Annotated in this window: 12 protein-coding genes and 1 pseudogene; 3 read left to right on the top strand and 10 right to left on the bottom strand. The window is 44.2% G+C overall.

Annotation, left to right across the window (positions count from 1 at the left end; all coding sequences use genetic code 11):
* Positions 1-142: 142 nt before the first annotated feature.
* The 7 genes and pseudogenes from argH to FFM70_RS05140 all read right to left on the bottom strand — a co-directional run bounded on the left by argH (position 143) and on the right by FFM70_RS05140 (position 11193).
* Complete coding sequence (gene argH / locus FFM70_RS05110) at positions 143-1549, bottom strand: argininosuccinate lyase (protein WP_137615774.1); 1407 nt, start codon at positions 1547-1549, stop codon at positions 143-145.
* Complete coding sequence (locus tag FFM70_RS05115; protein ID WP_137615775.1) at positions 1549-2784, bottom strand: argininosuccinate synthase; 1236 nt, start codon at positions 2782-2784, stop codon at positions 1549-1551. Before FFM70_RS05115 ends, argH begins: the two co-directional genes overlap by 1 nt.
* Before the next feature lie 904 nt (positions 2785-3688).
* The gene (locus FFM70_RS05120) at positions 3689-4165 is read right to left on the bottom strand and encodes an S-ribosylhomocysteine lyase (protein ID WP_137615776.1); all 477 of its coding nucleotides are present in this window, start codon (positions 4163-4165) and stop codon (positions 3689-3691) included.
* A 60-nt stretch (positions 4166-4225) separates the two neighbouring features.
* Positions 4226-7081: an excinuclease ABC subunit UvrA gene (gene uvrA / locus FFM70_RS05125; protein ID WP_137615777.1), complete on the bottom strand. Its 2856-nt coding sequence runs from the start codon at positions 7079-7081 to the stop codon at positions 4226-4228.
* A gap of 12 nt (positions 7082-7093) precedes the next feature.
* On the bottom strand, positions 7094-9097 hold the full coding sequence (gene uvrB / locus FFM70_RS05130; protein ID WP_137615778.1) for an excinuclease ABC subunit UvrB: 2004 nt from the start codon (positions 9095-9097) through the stop codon (positions 7094-7096).
* Positions 9098-9232: 135 nt separating this feature from the next.
* Positions 9233-9880: a YfbR-like 5'-deoxynucleotidase gene (locus FFM70_RS05135; protein WP_137615779.1), complete on the bottom strand. Its 648-nt coding sequence runs from the start codon at positions 9878-9880 to the stop codon at positions 9233-9235.
* A 115-nt stretch (positions 9881-9995) separates the two neighbouring features.
* Positions 9996-11193 (bottom strand): annotated as a pseudogene (locus tag FFM70_RS05140) (MFS transporter).
* Positions 11194-11364: 171 nt separating this feature from the next.
* Here FFM70_RS05140 and FFM70_RS05145 point away from each other — a divergent pair.
* Positions 11365-11919: a M15 family metallopeptidase gene (locus FFM70_RS05145; protein ID WP_137615780.1), complete on the top strand. Its 555-nt coding sequence runs from the start codon at positions 11365-11367 to the stop codon at positions 11917-11919.
* A 126-nt stretch (positions 11920-12045) separates the two neighbouring features.
* Here the strand turns inward: FFM70_RS05145 and FFM70_RS05150 are convergent, their stop codons facing one another.
* Complete coding sequence (locus FFM70_RS05150) at positions 12046-13773, bottom strand: phospho-sugar mutase (RefSeq protein WP_137615781.1); 1728 nt, start codon at positions 13771-13773, stop codon at positions 12046-12048.
* A 219-nt stretch (positions 13774-13992) separates the two neighbouring features.
* Between FFM70_RS05150 and FFM70_RS05155 the strand changes: the two genes are divergently transcribed.
* Positions 13993-14445 carry a DUF3290 domain-containing protein gene (locus FFM70_RS05155; protein WP_137615782.1) on the top strand — a complete coding sequence of 151 codons (453 nt, stop codon included), beginning with the start codon at positions 13993-13995 and terminating at the stop codon, positions 14443-14445.
* A complete protein-coding gene (locus FFM70_RS05160) occupies positions 14446-15078 on the top strand; it encodes a DUF421 domain-containing protein (protein WP_137615783.1) in 633 nt (210 codons plus the stop codon).
* Positions 15079-15137: 59 nt separating this feature from the next.
* Here FFM70_RS05160 and trxB read toward each other — a convergent pair whose 3' ends face one another.
* Together trxB and FFM70_RS05170 are read right to left on the bottom strand one after the other, a co-directional pair.
* Positions 15138-16076: a thioredoxin-disulfide reductase gene (gene trxB / locus FFM70_RS05165; RefSeq protein WP_137615784.1), complete on the bottom strand. Its 939-nt coding sequence runs from the start codon at positions 16074-16076 to the stop codon at positions 15138-15140.
* 126 nt (positions 16077-16202) lie between these two features.
* Positions 16203-17525: a glycosyltransferase family 2 protein gene (locus FFM70_RS05170; protein ID WP_137615785.1), complete on the bottom strand. Its 1323-nt coding sequence runs from the start codon at positions 17523-17525 to the stop codon at positions 16203-16205.

The raw sequence follows: 17525 nt of genomic DNA on the forward strand, positions 1-17525 counted from the left end.
AAAATCACTCCCTCAGTGCTTTAAATATACCGGTAATCCCCTTCACTTGCAATCGTTTCCAACCGTTTTTGCCAAAATGAAAAGGCCTGAGAATCCACTCTCAGACCTTTTCGCTATCAATGGTCAAATTGATAAACAAATTTTAAGATTCGCTGTTAAGTGACTGATACTGTGCAAGCTGCGCGTTGGCTCGTTTGAGTTCCAATTTGATTTGATCAAAACCGGTACCACCTAAGGAATGCCGCCGTTCAACCGCGACTTTGGCGTCCAAATCATGATAGACGTCTTCATCGATCAACGGTGAAATTTCTTTGTATTCCGCTAACGGAATAGCTTGTAGTGGGCGATTCTTCTTCAAACCATCCAAGACCAGCTTACCCACGATCGCATGAGCTTGTCGGAACGGAATCCCCTTATTAGCCAAATAATCAGCTAACTCGGTCGCATTTGAGAAATCATTCGTAGTGGCATGTGCCATCCGATCTTCATTAACAGTTAGGGTCGCAAGCATGCCCGTAAAGACATGCAAACTCATTAAGACGGTATTAACCGTATCAAAGGCCCCTTCTTTATCTTCTTGTAAATCCTTATTGTACGCCAGCGGAATCCCTTTCATGACCGTTAACAGGCCCATCAAGTTTCCGTAGACTCGACCGGATTTTCCACGAATCAATTCAGCCATATCTGGGTTCTTTTTCTGAGGCATGATTGAACTTCCGGTAGAAAATTGATCACTTAAACTCAAATATTTGAATTCATAGCTACTCCACGACACGATTTCTTCGCAGAATCGTGATAAATGCATCATCAAGATCGACGCATTGCTCAAAAATTCTAAGACAAAATCACGATCAGAGACGGCATCTAAACTATTATGATAAACGTCACTGAATCCAAGCAATTTTGCACTGTATTCCCGATCGATTGGGAAAGTCGTACCAGCTAATGCAGCCGCGCCCAATGGAGAAATATCAGTATGTTGAATGTTAAATTCAAACCGCTCCATGTCTCGCTTGAACATTTGATAATAAGCTAACAAGTAGTGACCATACGAGATCGGTTGTGCATGTTGTAAATGCGTATACCCTGGCATGATCGTTTCAACGTTTTCACTCGCCTTTTCAACGAGCACAGTTTCCAAATCATGCAACCGGTCTAATACTTTTGGCAATTGATGTTTCATGTATAAATGAAAGTCAGTCGCGACTTGGTCGTTTCGAGAACGCGCAGTGTGTAATTTCCCTGCAACTGGCCCGATTTCGTCCGTCAACAATGCTTCGATATTCATATGGATATCTTCATTGACAGTTGAAAATTCAAGCTCACCTTTTTGTAATTGCTGTTCAAGTTTTTCCAGCCCAGCCACGATTTGGTCGACATCGGCCGCATCTAGAATGCCGGTCTTTTTAAGCATCTTAACGTGTGCCAACGACCCCGTGATGTCTTCGGCGGCCAATAACTGGTCAAAACCGATCGACGCTCCAAAGTCATCGACATACTTGGCGCCCGTTTCAGTAAACCGGCCACCCCAAAGCTTCTTGGTACTCATTAGGCGTGTTCCTTGGTAGCTTTCGCTTCAGCTTTTGCCTTAGCTTGAACCTGTGCGTTAACTTGGGTTGGGAGTCCCCAAAGTTTGATAAAACCGACCGCTGCTTGTTGATCGAATTCATCAGCGGCAGTATAAGTGGCCAAGTTCTTGTCATACAAGGAGTTTGGTGACTTCCGGCCTTCAGTAATAACATTGCCTTTGAATAATTGAACCCGCACAACGCCGTTAACGACTTGTTGAGTCTCTTTCAAGAAGGCCATCATGGCATCCATCAATGGTGAGAACCAGAGACCGTTGTAAATCGTGTCGGCTAACTTTTGTTCGATGATTGGCTTGAAATGGGCCAATTCACGTTCAAAGGTCAAGTCTTCCAAGTCCTTGTGAGCCTTCAATAAAACGGTTGCGGCTGGGGCTTCGTAAACTTCACGTGACTTGATACCGACCAACCGATTTTCAATATGATCGATCCGGCCAATCCCATGTTCCCCGGCAATTTTGTCTAATTTAACGATTAAGTCAGCTAAGTTCATGCTTTCACCATCTAAGGCAACGGGCACACCAGCTTCAAAGCTAATTTCGAGGACCGTTGGCTTGTCAGGCGTGTCCGCTAAGGCGTTGGTCCGATCAAACGCGTCGGCTGGAGCACCTTCCCAAGGATCTTCCAAAATACCACATTCGTTTGCCCGGCCCCAAAGGTTTTCATCGATGGAGTAAGGACTGTTCAAATTGATAGGAACTGGAATGTTGTGTTTCTTAGCGTAGTCAATTTCTTCTTCACGTGACCAGTGCCAGTCCCGAACTGGGGCTTCAATTTTGATATCAGGTGCTAAGGCATGAATAGCAACTTCAAAACGGACTTGGTCGTTACCTTTACCCGTACAACCATGCGCAATCGCAACAGCATGTTCTTTCTTAGCCAAGGTCACTAACTTCTTAGCAATCAACGGCCGTGATAAGGCAGATACGAGTGGATATTCGCCTTCATAAAGCGTATGCCCTTGTAACGCAATCAAGGCGTATTCTTCAGCAAATTCTTGTTTCGCATCGATCATATACGATGAAACGGCGCCTAATTGAATCGCTTTGTTTTTAATAGCAGTCATATCTTTGCCTTCACCAACATCGATACAGCAAGCGACGACATCGTAACCCTTATCCTTTAACCAACTGATTGCGACTGACGTATCAAGACCACCTGAATAAGCGAGAATAATTTTATCATTTTTTTTGACCATTGATTTGACCCTCCAAAAGTTTATGTCTGTTTCTCAATGACAGTATCGTACCACCTGATTTAATTTTATGCAACGATTATTATAAAATATTCGTTATTTTTCAAATATTCATTGTAATAATGGATATTTATACATTTATTCATTTAATTATGTATTAACTATCTCATTTTCAGCTAGTTGAGATTGGGCCCTACTTGCCGCCTACCGGGTGGTCAGTTTGGCGCTGGAACGTGGTGGGCACGCTTTCGAGCCACAGCCCGGTCTCGAAAGTCGGCCTTTTTCTAACCTGGGAAACCCACCCAGCTAAGAAAAATTTCACCACTGAGCACCAAACTGACCACCCTAACGGCTAAATAGCTTCAATTCAATTTGATAATACCGCTAGTTCCACGTTATATACCAAATTCTCCTGTGTGTCATCAATATTTATATTTGCTTCTGAACACTATTTTGATTCCAATAACTATCGAGCCCATTAATAACGAAATATTTCATTAACTCAGAAAAACCAAAAAGTTTATGAATGTTATCAATAATGTTATATCCAGGCAAGTTGTCACTAAACTCGTCACTCGATTTTTAAGTTTCTACCAAGTGCAACGCTATTGCTTATTACTGATTTAACTGTCAATTAGCCGGAGGTTGCCACTGATGGCATCGGTCGCGAAGGTGGCGTTAGGTCGGCTGTTTTTTGGCCGGCCTTACACCACGGACCGGCCGGGAGATTTGCGGTTTAGGCAAAGCTTCCGGGCGAGGGCCAAGACGTTTCTGGCTTGGCCCGGTCCCGCGACCGCATGTCATCAGTGGCAACCGGAGGCGGCAATTTTAGCCGAACACAACAAAAAAGAGAAATCCCAATCAGCATCAAGCTGACCAGAATTTCTCTTTTAAAACTTAATTGTTATTATTCAACGACTTTGCGAACAAATGGGTCTGATGAAATACCTTGTGACAAAATCAATTTAGCCCATTCTTTAGCTGAGAATAAGGAATGATCCTTGTAGTTCCCACAACTGTCGATGGTCGTCCCTTGAACGTCTTTCCATTCTGCAGGGCCGGCAATGAATTCTAATGAGGACTTCAAAGCTTTAGCCACTTCCACCGTGCTGTGCTCACCCCAAGTGATCAAATGAAAACCAGTGCGGCAACCAAATGGTGAACAGTCAATAACGCCGTCCATCCGGTCGCGCAATAAGCCAGCCAACATGTGTTCGATCGTATGCAAGCCAGCCGTATCAATCGCTGATTTGTTAGGTTGAACTAACCGTAAATCAAAGTTGGTGATTGCGTCACCTTTCTCGCCATGTTCCACGGTGATTTTACGCACGTATGGTGCTAAAACTTTCGTATGATCTAATGTAAAACTTTCAACTTTAGCCATATCTAAAACACTCCTCTATTTAAATTCTCATTACAATCTTAGTGTAGCACAATCCACTGGCTATTTGGCAGTCGCAGCTGCTTCAAGCGCCTTATCGCGTTCCAAGACTGGCTTCAAATACTGACCCGTATAGCTTTCAGGAACCGCCGCGATTTCTTCCGGCGTCCCAGTCGCAATGACGGTCCCACCGCCAGCACCACCTTCTGGCCCTAGATCGATCAGATGATCCGCTGACTTAACCACGTCCAAGTTGTGTTCAATGATCAAGACCGTATTGCCAGCATCGACTAATCGTTCCAAGACCCCAATCAACCGACGAATATCTTCCGTATGCAAGCCAGTCGTTGGTTCATCTAAGATATAGAAGTTCTTCCCAGACTGTTGCTTGTGTAATTCGGAAGCTAGCTTCATCCGTTGGGCTTCACCACCAGAAAGCGTCGTCGCTGGTTGGCCCAACTTAACGTAGCCCAACCCGACATCCACTAAGGTTTGTAACTTCCGACGAATTTTTGGAATTGGTTCAAAGAATTTGACAGCTTCAGAAGCGGTCATCTTCAGAACATCCGCAATGTTCTTGCCCTTGTATTCAACTTCCAAGGTTTCAGAGTTATATTGTTGCCCATGACAAACTTCACAAGGCACGAAAACGTCTGGCAAAAAGTTCATTTCAATCTTCAAAATACCGTCACCGTGACACGCTTCACAACGTCCACCTTTGATGTTGAAACTGAACCGCCCTTTTTGATACCCCCGTAACTTAGCTTCGTTCGTTTGAGCAAATAAGTCTCGAATATTATCAAAGACCCCGGTATAAGTCGCCGGATTACTCCGCGGCGTCCGGCCAATGGGACTTTGGTCAATATTCACTAAGCGTTCAATATTCTTTACGCCACTAATTGATTTATATTTACCTGGTTTTTCAGAATTATTGTTTAATTTTTGTGCCAAGGCCCGCTTCAAAATATCGTTGACCAAGGTTGATTTACCGGAACCGGAGACCCCTGTCACCACTACAAATTCGCCTAATGGGAAATCAACATCGATCTGCTTTAAGTTATTTTCAGCAGCGCCCGTAATGCGAATCTTCTTACCATTGCCAGCACGGCGCTCCGTCGGTACTGGAATAAACTTCTTTCCCGCTAGATACTGGCCAGTCAGTGATTTGCGTGACCGGGCGACCTGTTTCGGTGTCCCAGCAGCCATCACCCGACCACCATTTTCACCGGCACCGGGACCAATATCAATGATATAGTCGGCGGCCCGCATGGTGTCTTCATCATGTTCAACCACAATCAAGGTATTCCCAAGATCACGCATCTTTTTCAATGAACTAATTAAACGGTCATTATCCCGTTGATGAAGCCCAATCGAAGGTTCATCTAAGATATAGAGAACCCCGGACAAGTTTGACCCAATTTGGGTTGCTAAACGAATCCGTTGTGCTTCTCCACCAGATAAGGTTCGAGCCGCGCGACTCAACGTCAAATAAGCCAAGCCGACATTTTGTAAGAACGTCAACCGATCGCGAATTTCCTTCAAGATTGGTTGTGCAATCACTAATGCTTGTTCGGAGAGTTTTAACTGACTAAAGAAAGCCAATTCGTCACCGATTGCCTCGTCTGAAACCGTTCCAATATGTTCGCCGCCCACTTTAACCGAGAGGGCTTTGCGGTTTAAACGGAACCCATGACAAGTTTGACAAGTTAATTCCGTCATGTATTTACGCATCACATCACGGGTAAAATCACTGCTCGTTTCGCGATAACGCCGGTCAACATTATTGATGACTCCTTCAAAAACGGCATCAACATCACGAACGCCACCAAAATCATTTTGATAGTGAAAATGGAATTCTTTCCCATCTGATCCGTATAACACGGTCTGTTGATCAGCTTTAGACAGGTCTTCAAAAGGCACATCCATTGGAATATCGAGTTGTTCACAAGCCTGTTTCAACATTTCTGGATAGTATTGCGAACTGATTGGATTCCAAGGTGCCAAAGCGCCTTCAGCTAAAGTCAAGCTCTTATCTGGCACGACTAAGTCTTCATCGACTTCCAACTTCACGCCCAACCCTTCACAGTCGGGACAAGCACCTTGAGGAGCATTAAATGAAAACAGTCGTGGTTCCAATTCACCCACTGTGAACCCACAAACGGGACAAGCATAGTGTTCAGAAAACAGAATTGGCTCGTCACCGATGACATCCGCAATGGCATAGCCGCCGCTTAAACGTAGGGCCGCTTCAAAAGAATCAAACAGCCGTGACCGGTCACCGGGTTTAACGACGATTCGGTCAATCACGATTTGAATCGTATGTTTCTGATTCTTGTTTAGGTCAAACGTTTCACTAATATCATGCGTCTCACCATCAACTCGAATGCGGACGAACCCTTCTCGTTTGATCTTTTCAAAAACTTTTTTATGCTCACCCTTCTTCTCGCGCACAATTGGCGACAAGATTTGGAGCTTAGTTCGTTCTGGTAACTTCTGGACCCGATCAACCATCTGTTCAACGGTCTGACTCGCAATTGGCGTCCCATCATTTGGACAAATCGGTTGACCAACACGTGCCCACAACAACCGTAAATAGTCATTAATTTCCGTGACCGTCCCAACGGTTGAACGCGGATTTTTCGAGGTCGTTTTCTGGTCGATTGAAATCGCTGGACTGAGCCCGTCGATTGAATCAACATCTGGCTTTTGCATTTGGCCTAAGAATTGGCGCGCATACGCTGATAAACTTTCAACGTAACGCCGTTGACCTTCCGCGTAGAGCGTATCAAAGGCCAAGGAACTCTTACCGGAGCCGGACAGCCCCGTCACGACGACCAATTTGTTTCGGGGTATCGTGACATCAATATTCTTTAAATTATGGGCGCGGGCGCCGTGGATGACAATTTTGTCATTTGCCAAAAAAAGGACCTCCTAGCTGATCTGTGCTTTCAATTCCATTACGGTATCCCGTAAGGTCGCGGCTTGCTCGAAGTCGAGTTTCTTCGCCGCTGTCTTCATCTGTTCCTCTAATTTACTGATTAATTCTAATTGTTGTTCATGCGTCATATCGTCGAAGTCCGTCTCCAAGAAGTCATCCTTTTTGCCAGCGTCTTCCGTATTCTTCGTCGATGCAATCAAGTCCGGAATCGCCTTCTTGATCGTCTTCGGCGTGATATGATGATCTTCGTTGTACTTTTCTTGAATACCACGCCGACGCGCCGTTTCGTCGATAGCTGCTTGCATTGATTCAGTCGTTGAATCCGCATACATGATGACGGCCCCATTTTCGTTCCGGGCGGCTCGCCCAATCGTCTGGATCAACGAACGTTCATTCCGTAAGAAGCCTTCCTTATCCGCATCCAAAATCGCAACCAGGGAAACTTCGGGCACATCGATTCCTTCACGCAGGAGGTTGATCCCAACTAAAACGTCGTATTTACCTAAACGGAGGTCACGAATAATTTTAGTCCGTTCCAACGTCTTGATATCACTGTGTAAGTATGCAACTTTGATCCCTAAATCTTTCAGATAGTCCGTTAAGTCTTCCGACATTTTCTTGGTTAGAGTCGTAATAAAGACCCGTTCGTCGCGGTCGACCCGCTTATTGATTTCACCAACTAAGTCATCGATTTGACCCATAATTGGCCGGACCTCAATGGTTGGATCCAATAGCCCCGTCGGCCGAATAATCTGTTGGACTACGTGTTTCGTCCGCCCCATTTCGTATGGGCCCGGCGTCGCAGACATATAAACGACTTGATTAATGTGCTGTTCGACTTCTTCAAGCTTTAATGGCCGGTTATCTAAGGCTGACGGTAACCGGAAACCATAGTCGACTAGCATCTGTTTACGCGCACGGTCACCGTTATACATTCCACGAACTTGTGGCATCGTCACGTGAGATTCATCAACGACCATCAAAAAGTCTTTCGGGAAGAAATCAAGTAATGTATAAGGGGGTTCACCGGGCTTACGACCATCCATGAATCGTGAATAGTTTTCAATGCCACTGGTATACCCCATTTCGCGGAGCATTTCAATATCATAAGTCGTCCGTTGCTTCAACCGTTGCGCTTCCAACAATTTGCCATCGTTATCGAGTTCTTTTAAGCGGCCGTTCATCTCGTCTTCAATGCCGTTAATGGCATGTTCCATAATGGCATCATTCGTCATAAAGTGGGTCGCTGGGAAAATCGCCACATGATCACGATCAGCAACAATTTCACCAGTCAACGCATCAATTTCACGAATACGGTCAATTTCATCACCAAAGAATTCAACCCGTAACGCGTGGTCATCCCGCGACGCTGGGAAGATTTCCACCACATCGCCATGTACGCGGAAACGGCCCCGTTGAAAGTCAATATCGTTGCGATCAAACTGAATGTCGACTAATTTTCGTAATAAGTCATCTCGCGGAATTTCCATCCCAACTCGTAGTGAAACCACATGATCTTTATACTCATGGGGATCCCCTAAACCGAAAATACTCGATACTGACGCAACAACAATTACATCGTTGCGTTCCAATAATGAACTCGTCGCTGAATGCCGAAGCTTATCGATTTCATCATTAATCGCAGAGTCCTTTTCAATGTACGTATCACTCGAAGGCACATACGCTTCGGGTTGATAATAATCATAGTAACTGACAAAGTATTCCACAGCATTATTCGGGAAAAACTTCTTAAATTCCCCATATAATTGGCCTGCTAACGTCTTATTATGTGACAAAATCAACGTTGGTCGGTTTTCCTGAGCAATCACATTCGAAATCGTGAATGTTTTCCCAGTCCCGGTAGCCCCCAGCAAAATCTGTTCCTTTTCGCCGGCATCCAAGCCCGCCGTTAACTTTTGAATAGCCTGGGGTTGGTCCCCCGTTGGCTGATAGTCTGAAACTAAGTCAAACTTGTTATCATCAACTCGATCAATCAAAAGCGACTCCTCCTTTAAAGGGTTTAATTTTATTAACGTTAACCGCACTGAGCGGCATAAAAAATAGGCAAGCACACGCTTCCCTATCAATTACAAATCGCTATTTATTTTAGCACATCGAACATACTTTCGCCATTAATCGGATTGCTCAGTTGGCGTTAAAATTTGGGTCGTCAAAGCTTGCAGCTTCTCTTGATTCGTAAACGATTCCGCTAACATTTCAGGCAAGACCGATTTCAAGAAATATTGCACACTTGCCAAGGGCTTAAAGGACACGATTGTCTTCAAGCTTTCTTGATAAATGTCTGTAAAAACGGGTTCTGGATTGCCTTTTTGAATCTCACCAAATGATTCATACAGCAGATCAACTTTATCTGCTACCGATAAGATCTGGCCCTCTAGCGTGGCGTCCTTACCTTCCGATAAGCGCCGTGAATAAGCCGCTTGAAACTCAGCCGGAATTTCATTTTGTACAAAGTTTTGCGACAATTTATGTTCAACATCCGCTAACATTTCTCGCAGCGTTGCAGTCGCATATTTGACCGGCGTTTTGATATCGCCGATGAAACGTTCGTTATAATCATGATTCAACGCCTTTTCATACAATGCCCGCCAGTTAATTTGATTGCCAGCGTTTTCTTCCACATCGCCTAAAAACTGTGCGATCTCCGTCACTTTAAACGAGTGCGCCGCCACCGAGTGATTTTGATACTTAAAGAACCCCGGCGCGCGTTGAATCGTTTCTAAGTTACTCAAGCTTTGTAAATATTGATGCATTCCCATCTCAATCACCTTCCTGAATTAAGTTAAATTGGACCTAGTGTACCAAACCCACCGCCTGTGAGCAACCAAAAAGGCGACCCCACCCTCGTGAAGTCACCTCTGTTAAATTTGCCGCCTACCTAGCTGCCTTGGCCTGATTACCTGGCTGACGTAGCATAAACGCCATTAAGTAGGATACGATCAAGAACCCAGCAACGACAATATACGGATAGTGGGTATTCATGTCTAATAACATCCCTGACATGATGGGTCCGACGATATTGCCGACACTCGTCAAAGACATATTCAGCCCATTAATCAACCCTTGATTAGACTCACTCGCTTTCGTCAACAACGTTGTAATCGCTGGTCGTACTAAATCGAATGCTGAGAAAATAACCAAGGTCGCAACCATGACTTCCCACTTAGTGTGCGCTTGCGTGATCCAGATCGTACAAACTGCGGCTGACGCAAAGCAGAACCGAATCACCCGTCGCTCGCCAAAACGTTGGACGAAAGTATCGAACAACGCTACTTGGAGGAACAACGAAATCAAGCCGTTCAACGTCAAAACTAACGCGATGTTGTTCAAGCTAAAGTGGAAGACTTCATTCACGTAAATACTTATAGATGCTTTCAAACCCCTGCAACCCAAAGGATGACACCAGAATCATCGTGAAAAGGATAATAATTGGTACCGTCCAAAAGGCGCGCGACATTGGATGATGAGCTGGCTCGGCATTTTCAGCTGGTTCGAGGTCCGTTTTCGCCAAAGTCTCCGCATCGCTCGGTAATAAACTGATTAACACAATCGCTGAGATCAGCCCCAGTGCACCCGCCACCCAGAACGGTGTCTTATAACTGATTCCAGCCAAAATACCGCCGATCCCAGGTCCCAAAATCAGGCCACCACTAAAGGCTGCGGACAACCAACCAATGACCTTCGCCCGTTGCCGTTTAGTCGTGATGTCTGACGCTAACGCCATCGCAGTTGGCACGACCATCGCGGCCGACAAGCCCCCAATCAAACGAGAAATATTGAACATCCAAAGATGATTGGTCAACGCAAACAAGAATTCCGAAACCATGTATAAAAACAGGCCAGCCGTTAAAACTGGTTTTCGGCCAATACGATCCGAAACACGGCCAATAATCGGTGAAGCTACGAATTGCGCCAACGCAAATAAGGCATTCATGATTCCCATATCGGTCGCAGTTAACTGTAAGTCATTTTTGATAAATGGCATCACTGGAATGACTAAACTAATTCCTAAACACACTAAAAATTCACTGAAGACTAGAATAAATATGGCCCGTTTCGTTTGACGATCCATTAGCTTCACCTCGCTCTTTCTTTTTTCACACAATAACTGCCATCATAACAGGCAATCATAATAATTGTCCACTTTTAAAACCTTATTAATTGGTCTAAATCATTGCACCGGACAAAACCGTTGAGATTGCGTACAATAGAGCTAATTAAAGTGAGGGAGGTCTACACAGTTATGTCACCTGAATTAACCGGTTTTACGAATGTCCAAGCATTGGCGCCAACCATCATTGTTGACTTACGTTATGCCACTACCAATAATTTCACCCACCAAGTTATCTATGATTTCACCACGGCAATCGTCCGCACTGGGACGGCTCGAAAACTGGCTGCCGCTAGCAAAGCCCTCAACGCCCAAGGTTACCGTTTGAAAATTTGGGACGCTTATCGGCCAGTCAGTGCCCAAAAATGCCTCTTTGACGTCTATCCTGATCCGGAATTTGTGGCCAAACCCAATCCCAATTTCAGTCATCAAAAAGGTGTCACCCTTGATTTGACCTTGACCGATATGGTTGGCAATGAGTGCCCCATGCCGACACCTTTTGATGACTTCAGTCCCCTCGCCCATCGTGACGCCCCTCGAACGGCGATTCAAGATCACTACTATCAAATCTTAAACACTGCCATGTTAGCTGCCGGCTTCGTCGGCTACGAGAATGAATGGTGGGATTACCGTGATGCCGAAATGGACGCTTATCAACCTTTAGCTGCAAATCCGAATGAGTATTAACCCACTTAAACACCAATCGCCCCACGATTATCCGGCACTTGCCAGTATAATCATGAGGCGATTGACTTTTAAAAAGTCAAAAAAACTGGCTGCCAAAATTTAGCAAACCAGTTTTAATTAAATCATCTATTCTTTAATGAAGGCTTGAATGGCCAGATCAAATTGATCAAGCTTCGAGTTAGCTTCATTCAAACTGTCACCTAAAGTCCCGATATAGAACTTGATCTTAGGTTCAGTCCCAGATGGGCGAATTGCAATCCAAGTGCCATCTTCGAGTTTATATTTCAAAACGTTGGCTGTTGGTAACGCAATCGGTGCCGTATGACCGTCAGCAAACGTTTCAGTTTGTGACGCAAAGTCTTCGGTTGAAACCACTTTGTAACCAGCAAAGTCAACGGGAGCTTCATTCCGGAATTTAGTCATCAACGCCGTGATCTTGTCACCACCGCCAACACCATCGAATTCTTCAGAAGTCGTCTTTTCACGGAAGTAGCCATATTCAGCAAACAAGTCTTGTAACCCATCATAGAGGTTCTTGCCTTGTTGCTTATAATAAGCAGCAACTTCGGCCAATAAGACGGTCGTTTGAATGGCATCCTTATCATGCACGAATGGCTTGATCAAGTAACCGTAACTTTCTTCGAAACCGAACATATAAGTATGTTCACCGGTATCTTGGAAATGTTCGATTTGTTCCGCAATGTACTTGAACCCGGTCAAGACGTTGATCATATCAACGTTGTATGAAGCAGCGACCTTGGTTGCAAATTCACTCGAAACAATTGATTTAACCGCAGCAGCATTCGCTGGCAACGTCCCGGCATCTTTATTGGCTTGCAAAATGTAGTGCAATAAGACAGCAGCGATTTGGTTCCCAGTTAAAAGCACGTATTCGCCATCTGGTTGACGAACAGCCGTCCCTAGCCGGTCAGCATCGGGATCAACGGCGATCAAAACATCGGCGCCTTCTTTTTTGCCTAAGTCGATGGCCATCTTGAAGGCTTCGGGGAATTCAGGGTTCGGGAATTTAACCGTTGAGAACTCGGGGTCTGCAACGGCTTGTTCTTTAACCACACTAAAGTTCTTGAAACCGGCATTCCGCAAGGCTTTTTCGCCTAACATCCGTCCAGTCCCATGTAATGGCGTGAAGACTAACTTCATGTCCTTACCAACTTCGTCGATTAATTTTTGATTGATATTAACCGTCTTAACCTTAGCTAAATAGGCCTGATCAACATCGTCACCAATAATCGTCATCGTCTTATCAGCGAGCAACTTATCTTCATCAGCCACTTTAATGGCAAATAAATCAGTCACTTTCCGAATATATGACGTGATTAAGTCAGATTCCTTAGGTGGCATTTGACCGCCATCTTCACCATAGATCTTATAACCGTTATATTGCTTAGGGTTATGGCTGGCAGTGATCATGATACCGGCATAAGTATGTAAATGCCGTACCGTGAAGGAAAGTTCTGGTGTTGGGCGCAAACTTTCAAAAACAAATGATTTGATACCATGTTCGCCCAAGACACGGGCAGATTCATGGGCAAAGTCTTCAGAATGGTGACGAGAGTCAAAACTAATAGCGACCCCACGTTCCTTGACTTCCGCATCCAAAGTATCCATAAATGTGGCGAGGCCTTCGGTAGCTTGCCGCACCGTATAGATATTCATCCGATTGATTCCGGGTCCGAGAATGCCGCGCATCCCAGCCGTCCCGAATTCCATTGGTTGATAAAAAGCATCCTCCAAAGTTGCGTCGTCCCCGGCGCTGGCTGCTAATTCTTGTTTAAGGCTTGATTCAAGCGTTGCTTGGTTCTTCCAAGTTGCATAGGTATCTTTCCAACTCAAGTAGACCATCCCCAATTCTTATTATTGTGAGTGCTTACAGAAATAGTATACAACAGACACACCGTCCGTAACCTAAAATTTACTAAAAATCCCGTTAAAACGGGCAATTCTTGTCAATTTTAAGTGAACATTAATTGATTGGCTTAACAATTTGGTAGCGGTTTATTTGTTAACTAAAGTCATAAACTTGGTATAATTATGTTAATCAAGGAGGGTGCCATGACTTTTTATTCATATCCTTATTTGACCCATCAAAATAGTAATCATACCCTGTTTCAACTTGCGGTAATCAGTATCATTATTCTTGTCATTGCAGCTGCTAGTTGGCTTTGGTATCGGCACAAAACCGACCTTAAATATCGCGATTTAGTCATCATTATGGTGCTGCTATTATTATTGCTCGTCGGCATTCAAGTGAACGAATGGCAGAGTTTACAATCAAGTTTCTCACAAAAATCACAGGTCACGCAGATCATGCAGCAAGTTGCCCACGAAAAAGGCGTCAGTCAGCAACAAGTTTGGGCGAATAGTTCAACAGTTAATAGCGGTTTGCTAATCAAGGTCAAGCAACGGGTCTACAATGTCACTATCAATCCGGATGGCAACAGCTACACACTCACCAAAGCCACGCCCATCAACGCGAAAATAACTTATGTTAAGGCAGGCGATTAGATGTTTTCTTACTGGGATGTTTCTATTAAATTAGCGCTCGGACTATTAACCATTATTTTACAAATCAACTTATCCGGTAAAAGTAATCTAGCACCAATCAGCGCCTTAGATCAGGTTCAAAATTACGTGCTAGGTGCAATTGTCGGTGGAATGATCTACAGCACGAGTGTCACCGTCTTGCAGTACATTTTAGTCCTACTCATTTGGACGATTCTCGTACTCGTCCTCCGTTTCTTGACCCATCACAATCATTATATTAAGCAACTGATCGATGGTAAGCCACAACTCCTGATCAAGAATGGCGAATTACTCGTCGCGACGGCTTTGAAAAATGGCATGAGTGCAAATGATCTCGCTTTTCGGTTACGAACTGAAGGCATTACAGATATTCGCTTCGTGAAGCGCGCCGTGCTTGAACAAAATGGTCAGTTAACCATCACTCAAGTTGGCGATGATTCGATCAAATACCCCATTATTGTGGACGGACAACTGAATGCGGATGCGCTCGAAACGAGCGAACACGATTTGGCCTGGCTACAAACCCAATTAGACGCCCAACACTATGAAATTAGTGATATTTATCTCGGAACTTATACCAATAAACACTTATTGCTATTTCCATATCAACACTAAAGAAACGAAGTTGAATCCTTATTTAAGAATTCAACTTCGTTTTTGATTATCTCTTAACTTTAATTTTTAACTTTATCGCCTAAAGCTGTGATATAACTGTAGACTTGTTGGCCAGCAGTCCCGCCTTCGCCAACAGCTGTCGCAACTTGACGTAAGTCTTTCTTGCGCACGTCACCAATCGCGAAAATACCGGGAACTTTAGTTTCCATGTGGTCGTTCGTTTCGATCCAACCATTTTTATCAGTAATACCAAGATTACCAAATGGCTTCGTGATTGGGTTGATGCCAACGTAAATAAACACACCGTCAACGGCAATTTCACTGTTTTCACCAGTTTGATTGTTATTCACTTTGACCCCAGTGACCTTCTTACCGTCACCGATAATCTCAGTCACGTTGCTGTTCCAGACAAATTCCATCTTATCGTTAGCAAAAGCACGATCTTGAAGAATTTGTTGGGCACGCAATTGGTCACGTCGATGAATAACGGTCACTTTATCGGCTAACTGTGTCAAATAACTGCCTTCTTCAATGGCTGAATCGCCACCACCAATGACAACGACATGCTTGTTACGGAAGAATGCGCCATCACAAACGGCACAGTACGACACACCCCGGCCACCATAAGTGTCCTCACCAGGAACGCCTAACTTCCGATATTCAGAACCAGTCCCAATTACTAAGGCCTTCGTCTCAAATGTGTCAGAGTCCGTTTTGACGATTTTAATGTCGCCTTGGTCTTCAACAGATTCAACACTCCCATAAGCATATTCTGCGCCAAATTGGGTCGCTGATTCATACATGTCTTTCGCTAAATCTGGTCCTAAAATTGATTTAAAACCAGGATAGTTTTCAATTGCGGCGGTATTATTCATTTGACCACCGTAGATACCGCGATCTAACAGTAACACTGATAAGTTGGCTCGTGAGGCATAAAGGGCCGCTGTCATCCCAGCAGGACCAGCACCAATAATAATCACGTCGTAACTTTTTGCCATTTCTAAAGACCCCTCCCACTAAAAATACTATGTGGCTAAATATACCCCCAAAATTTACATTTGTCGACTAAGTTGTTTGTACACAACTGAAAAAGTTGGTTTAGGAGTCTCCCAAACCAGCTTGCATTACTTTTGTAACGATTTTCGTTCAGGACTGGTCCAAGTCCCCGACCCCCAGCCTAGAATCGTCTTGCAGGCCGGAATAAAGGTCATGACGACCGTGATTGGATTGATCATCCAATAAAAAAGCATATAAAGTGGCGCAAACCACAAATATTTCAATTTGGCGCCATGATGATCCAGCAATAATGCTGCCAATAACTGCATAAAACCCGCAATCATTTCGAAAGTCACAAAAATAAATGACATCATAATACCGTGGTAGACCCGTTCAAAATTACCCGTGACTAAAAAATAGGCCATCAATAATATAAACATTACCGAAGTAATCAAGAAGAAAAACGACCAAATAATCGACAACGTGGAATCAATGAACATCGAGAGCTGATAACGCCGGCGCCAAGGGTGAAAAATGAATTTTTTAATATTCGTTAACCAGACTTCGGTCCCACCTTGCGCCCAGCGTTTACGTTGCTTATACAGATCATGAATCGTTTCCGGCACGTTCATATGAAAGACAACGTTCGGCGCAAACCGTGGCACCGCACCAACCATTTGATGATCCCAAGCAATACTAATATCTTCAGTCGCTCGATTTTGCCGAAAGCCGCCAACATCAATCAAAAACTGCTTGCGATACAACGTGTTAGCCCCACTATAGGCATACATGGAGTCGTTGATTGCCGTTTGACTCCGTTTAATGACCCCAACAATACTCGTAAATTCAACTGTTTGCGACTTACCTAGTAACTTCGTCCGATTTTGGACATCCATATTTGCCGTCACGGCCGACGTATTCATATCACGATCATGACTAAAGAAGTTCATATATTTCATCAGCGCGTCTTCTTCCGGGATCGTATCCGCGTCATTGCTTAAAATATACTCACCCTTGGCAAAGTACATGCCAATATTGAAAGCATGCGCCTTGCCTTTGTTTTTCTCGATTTCAATGGTTCGTAAACGCGGATAGGTTGCCTGCAAACGATGAATAATTTCGGCAGTTTTGTCGGTCGAACCATCATTCATGACCAAGACTTCAAAATTTTCATAATTCAACCGGTCAAATAAATAGGTGATAGTCTCTTCAATCATGACCTCTTCGTTATGGGCTGGAATCATAATCGTAATCAGGGGCTGTTTTTCTACTGGTATCTCAACCCAATCATCGTCACGCTTACTGGTTTTGAAAAAGCGATAAGATAACGCGCCAGCAAACCAAAAAAAAGCCCCAGTGACTGGGTAGAGACACAAAACCAATAAGCCAACGTTAAGTAAGGTTTGACCCCAAGTCGCTGCCAACAAATGATCAATAAAAATATTAAACAT

Origin of the sequence: Lactiplantibacillus nangangensis (assembly GCF_005405065.1) — a bacterium.
Lineage (GTDB): Bacteria > Bacillota > Bacilli > Lactobacillales > Lactobacillaceae > Lactiplantibacillus > Lactiplantibacillus nangangensis.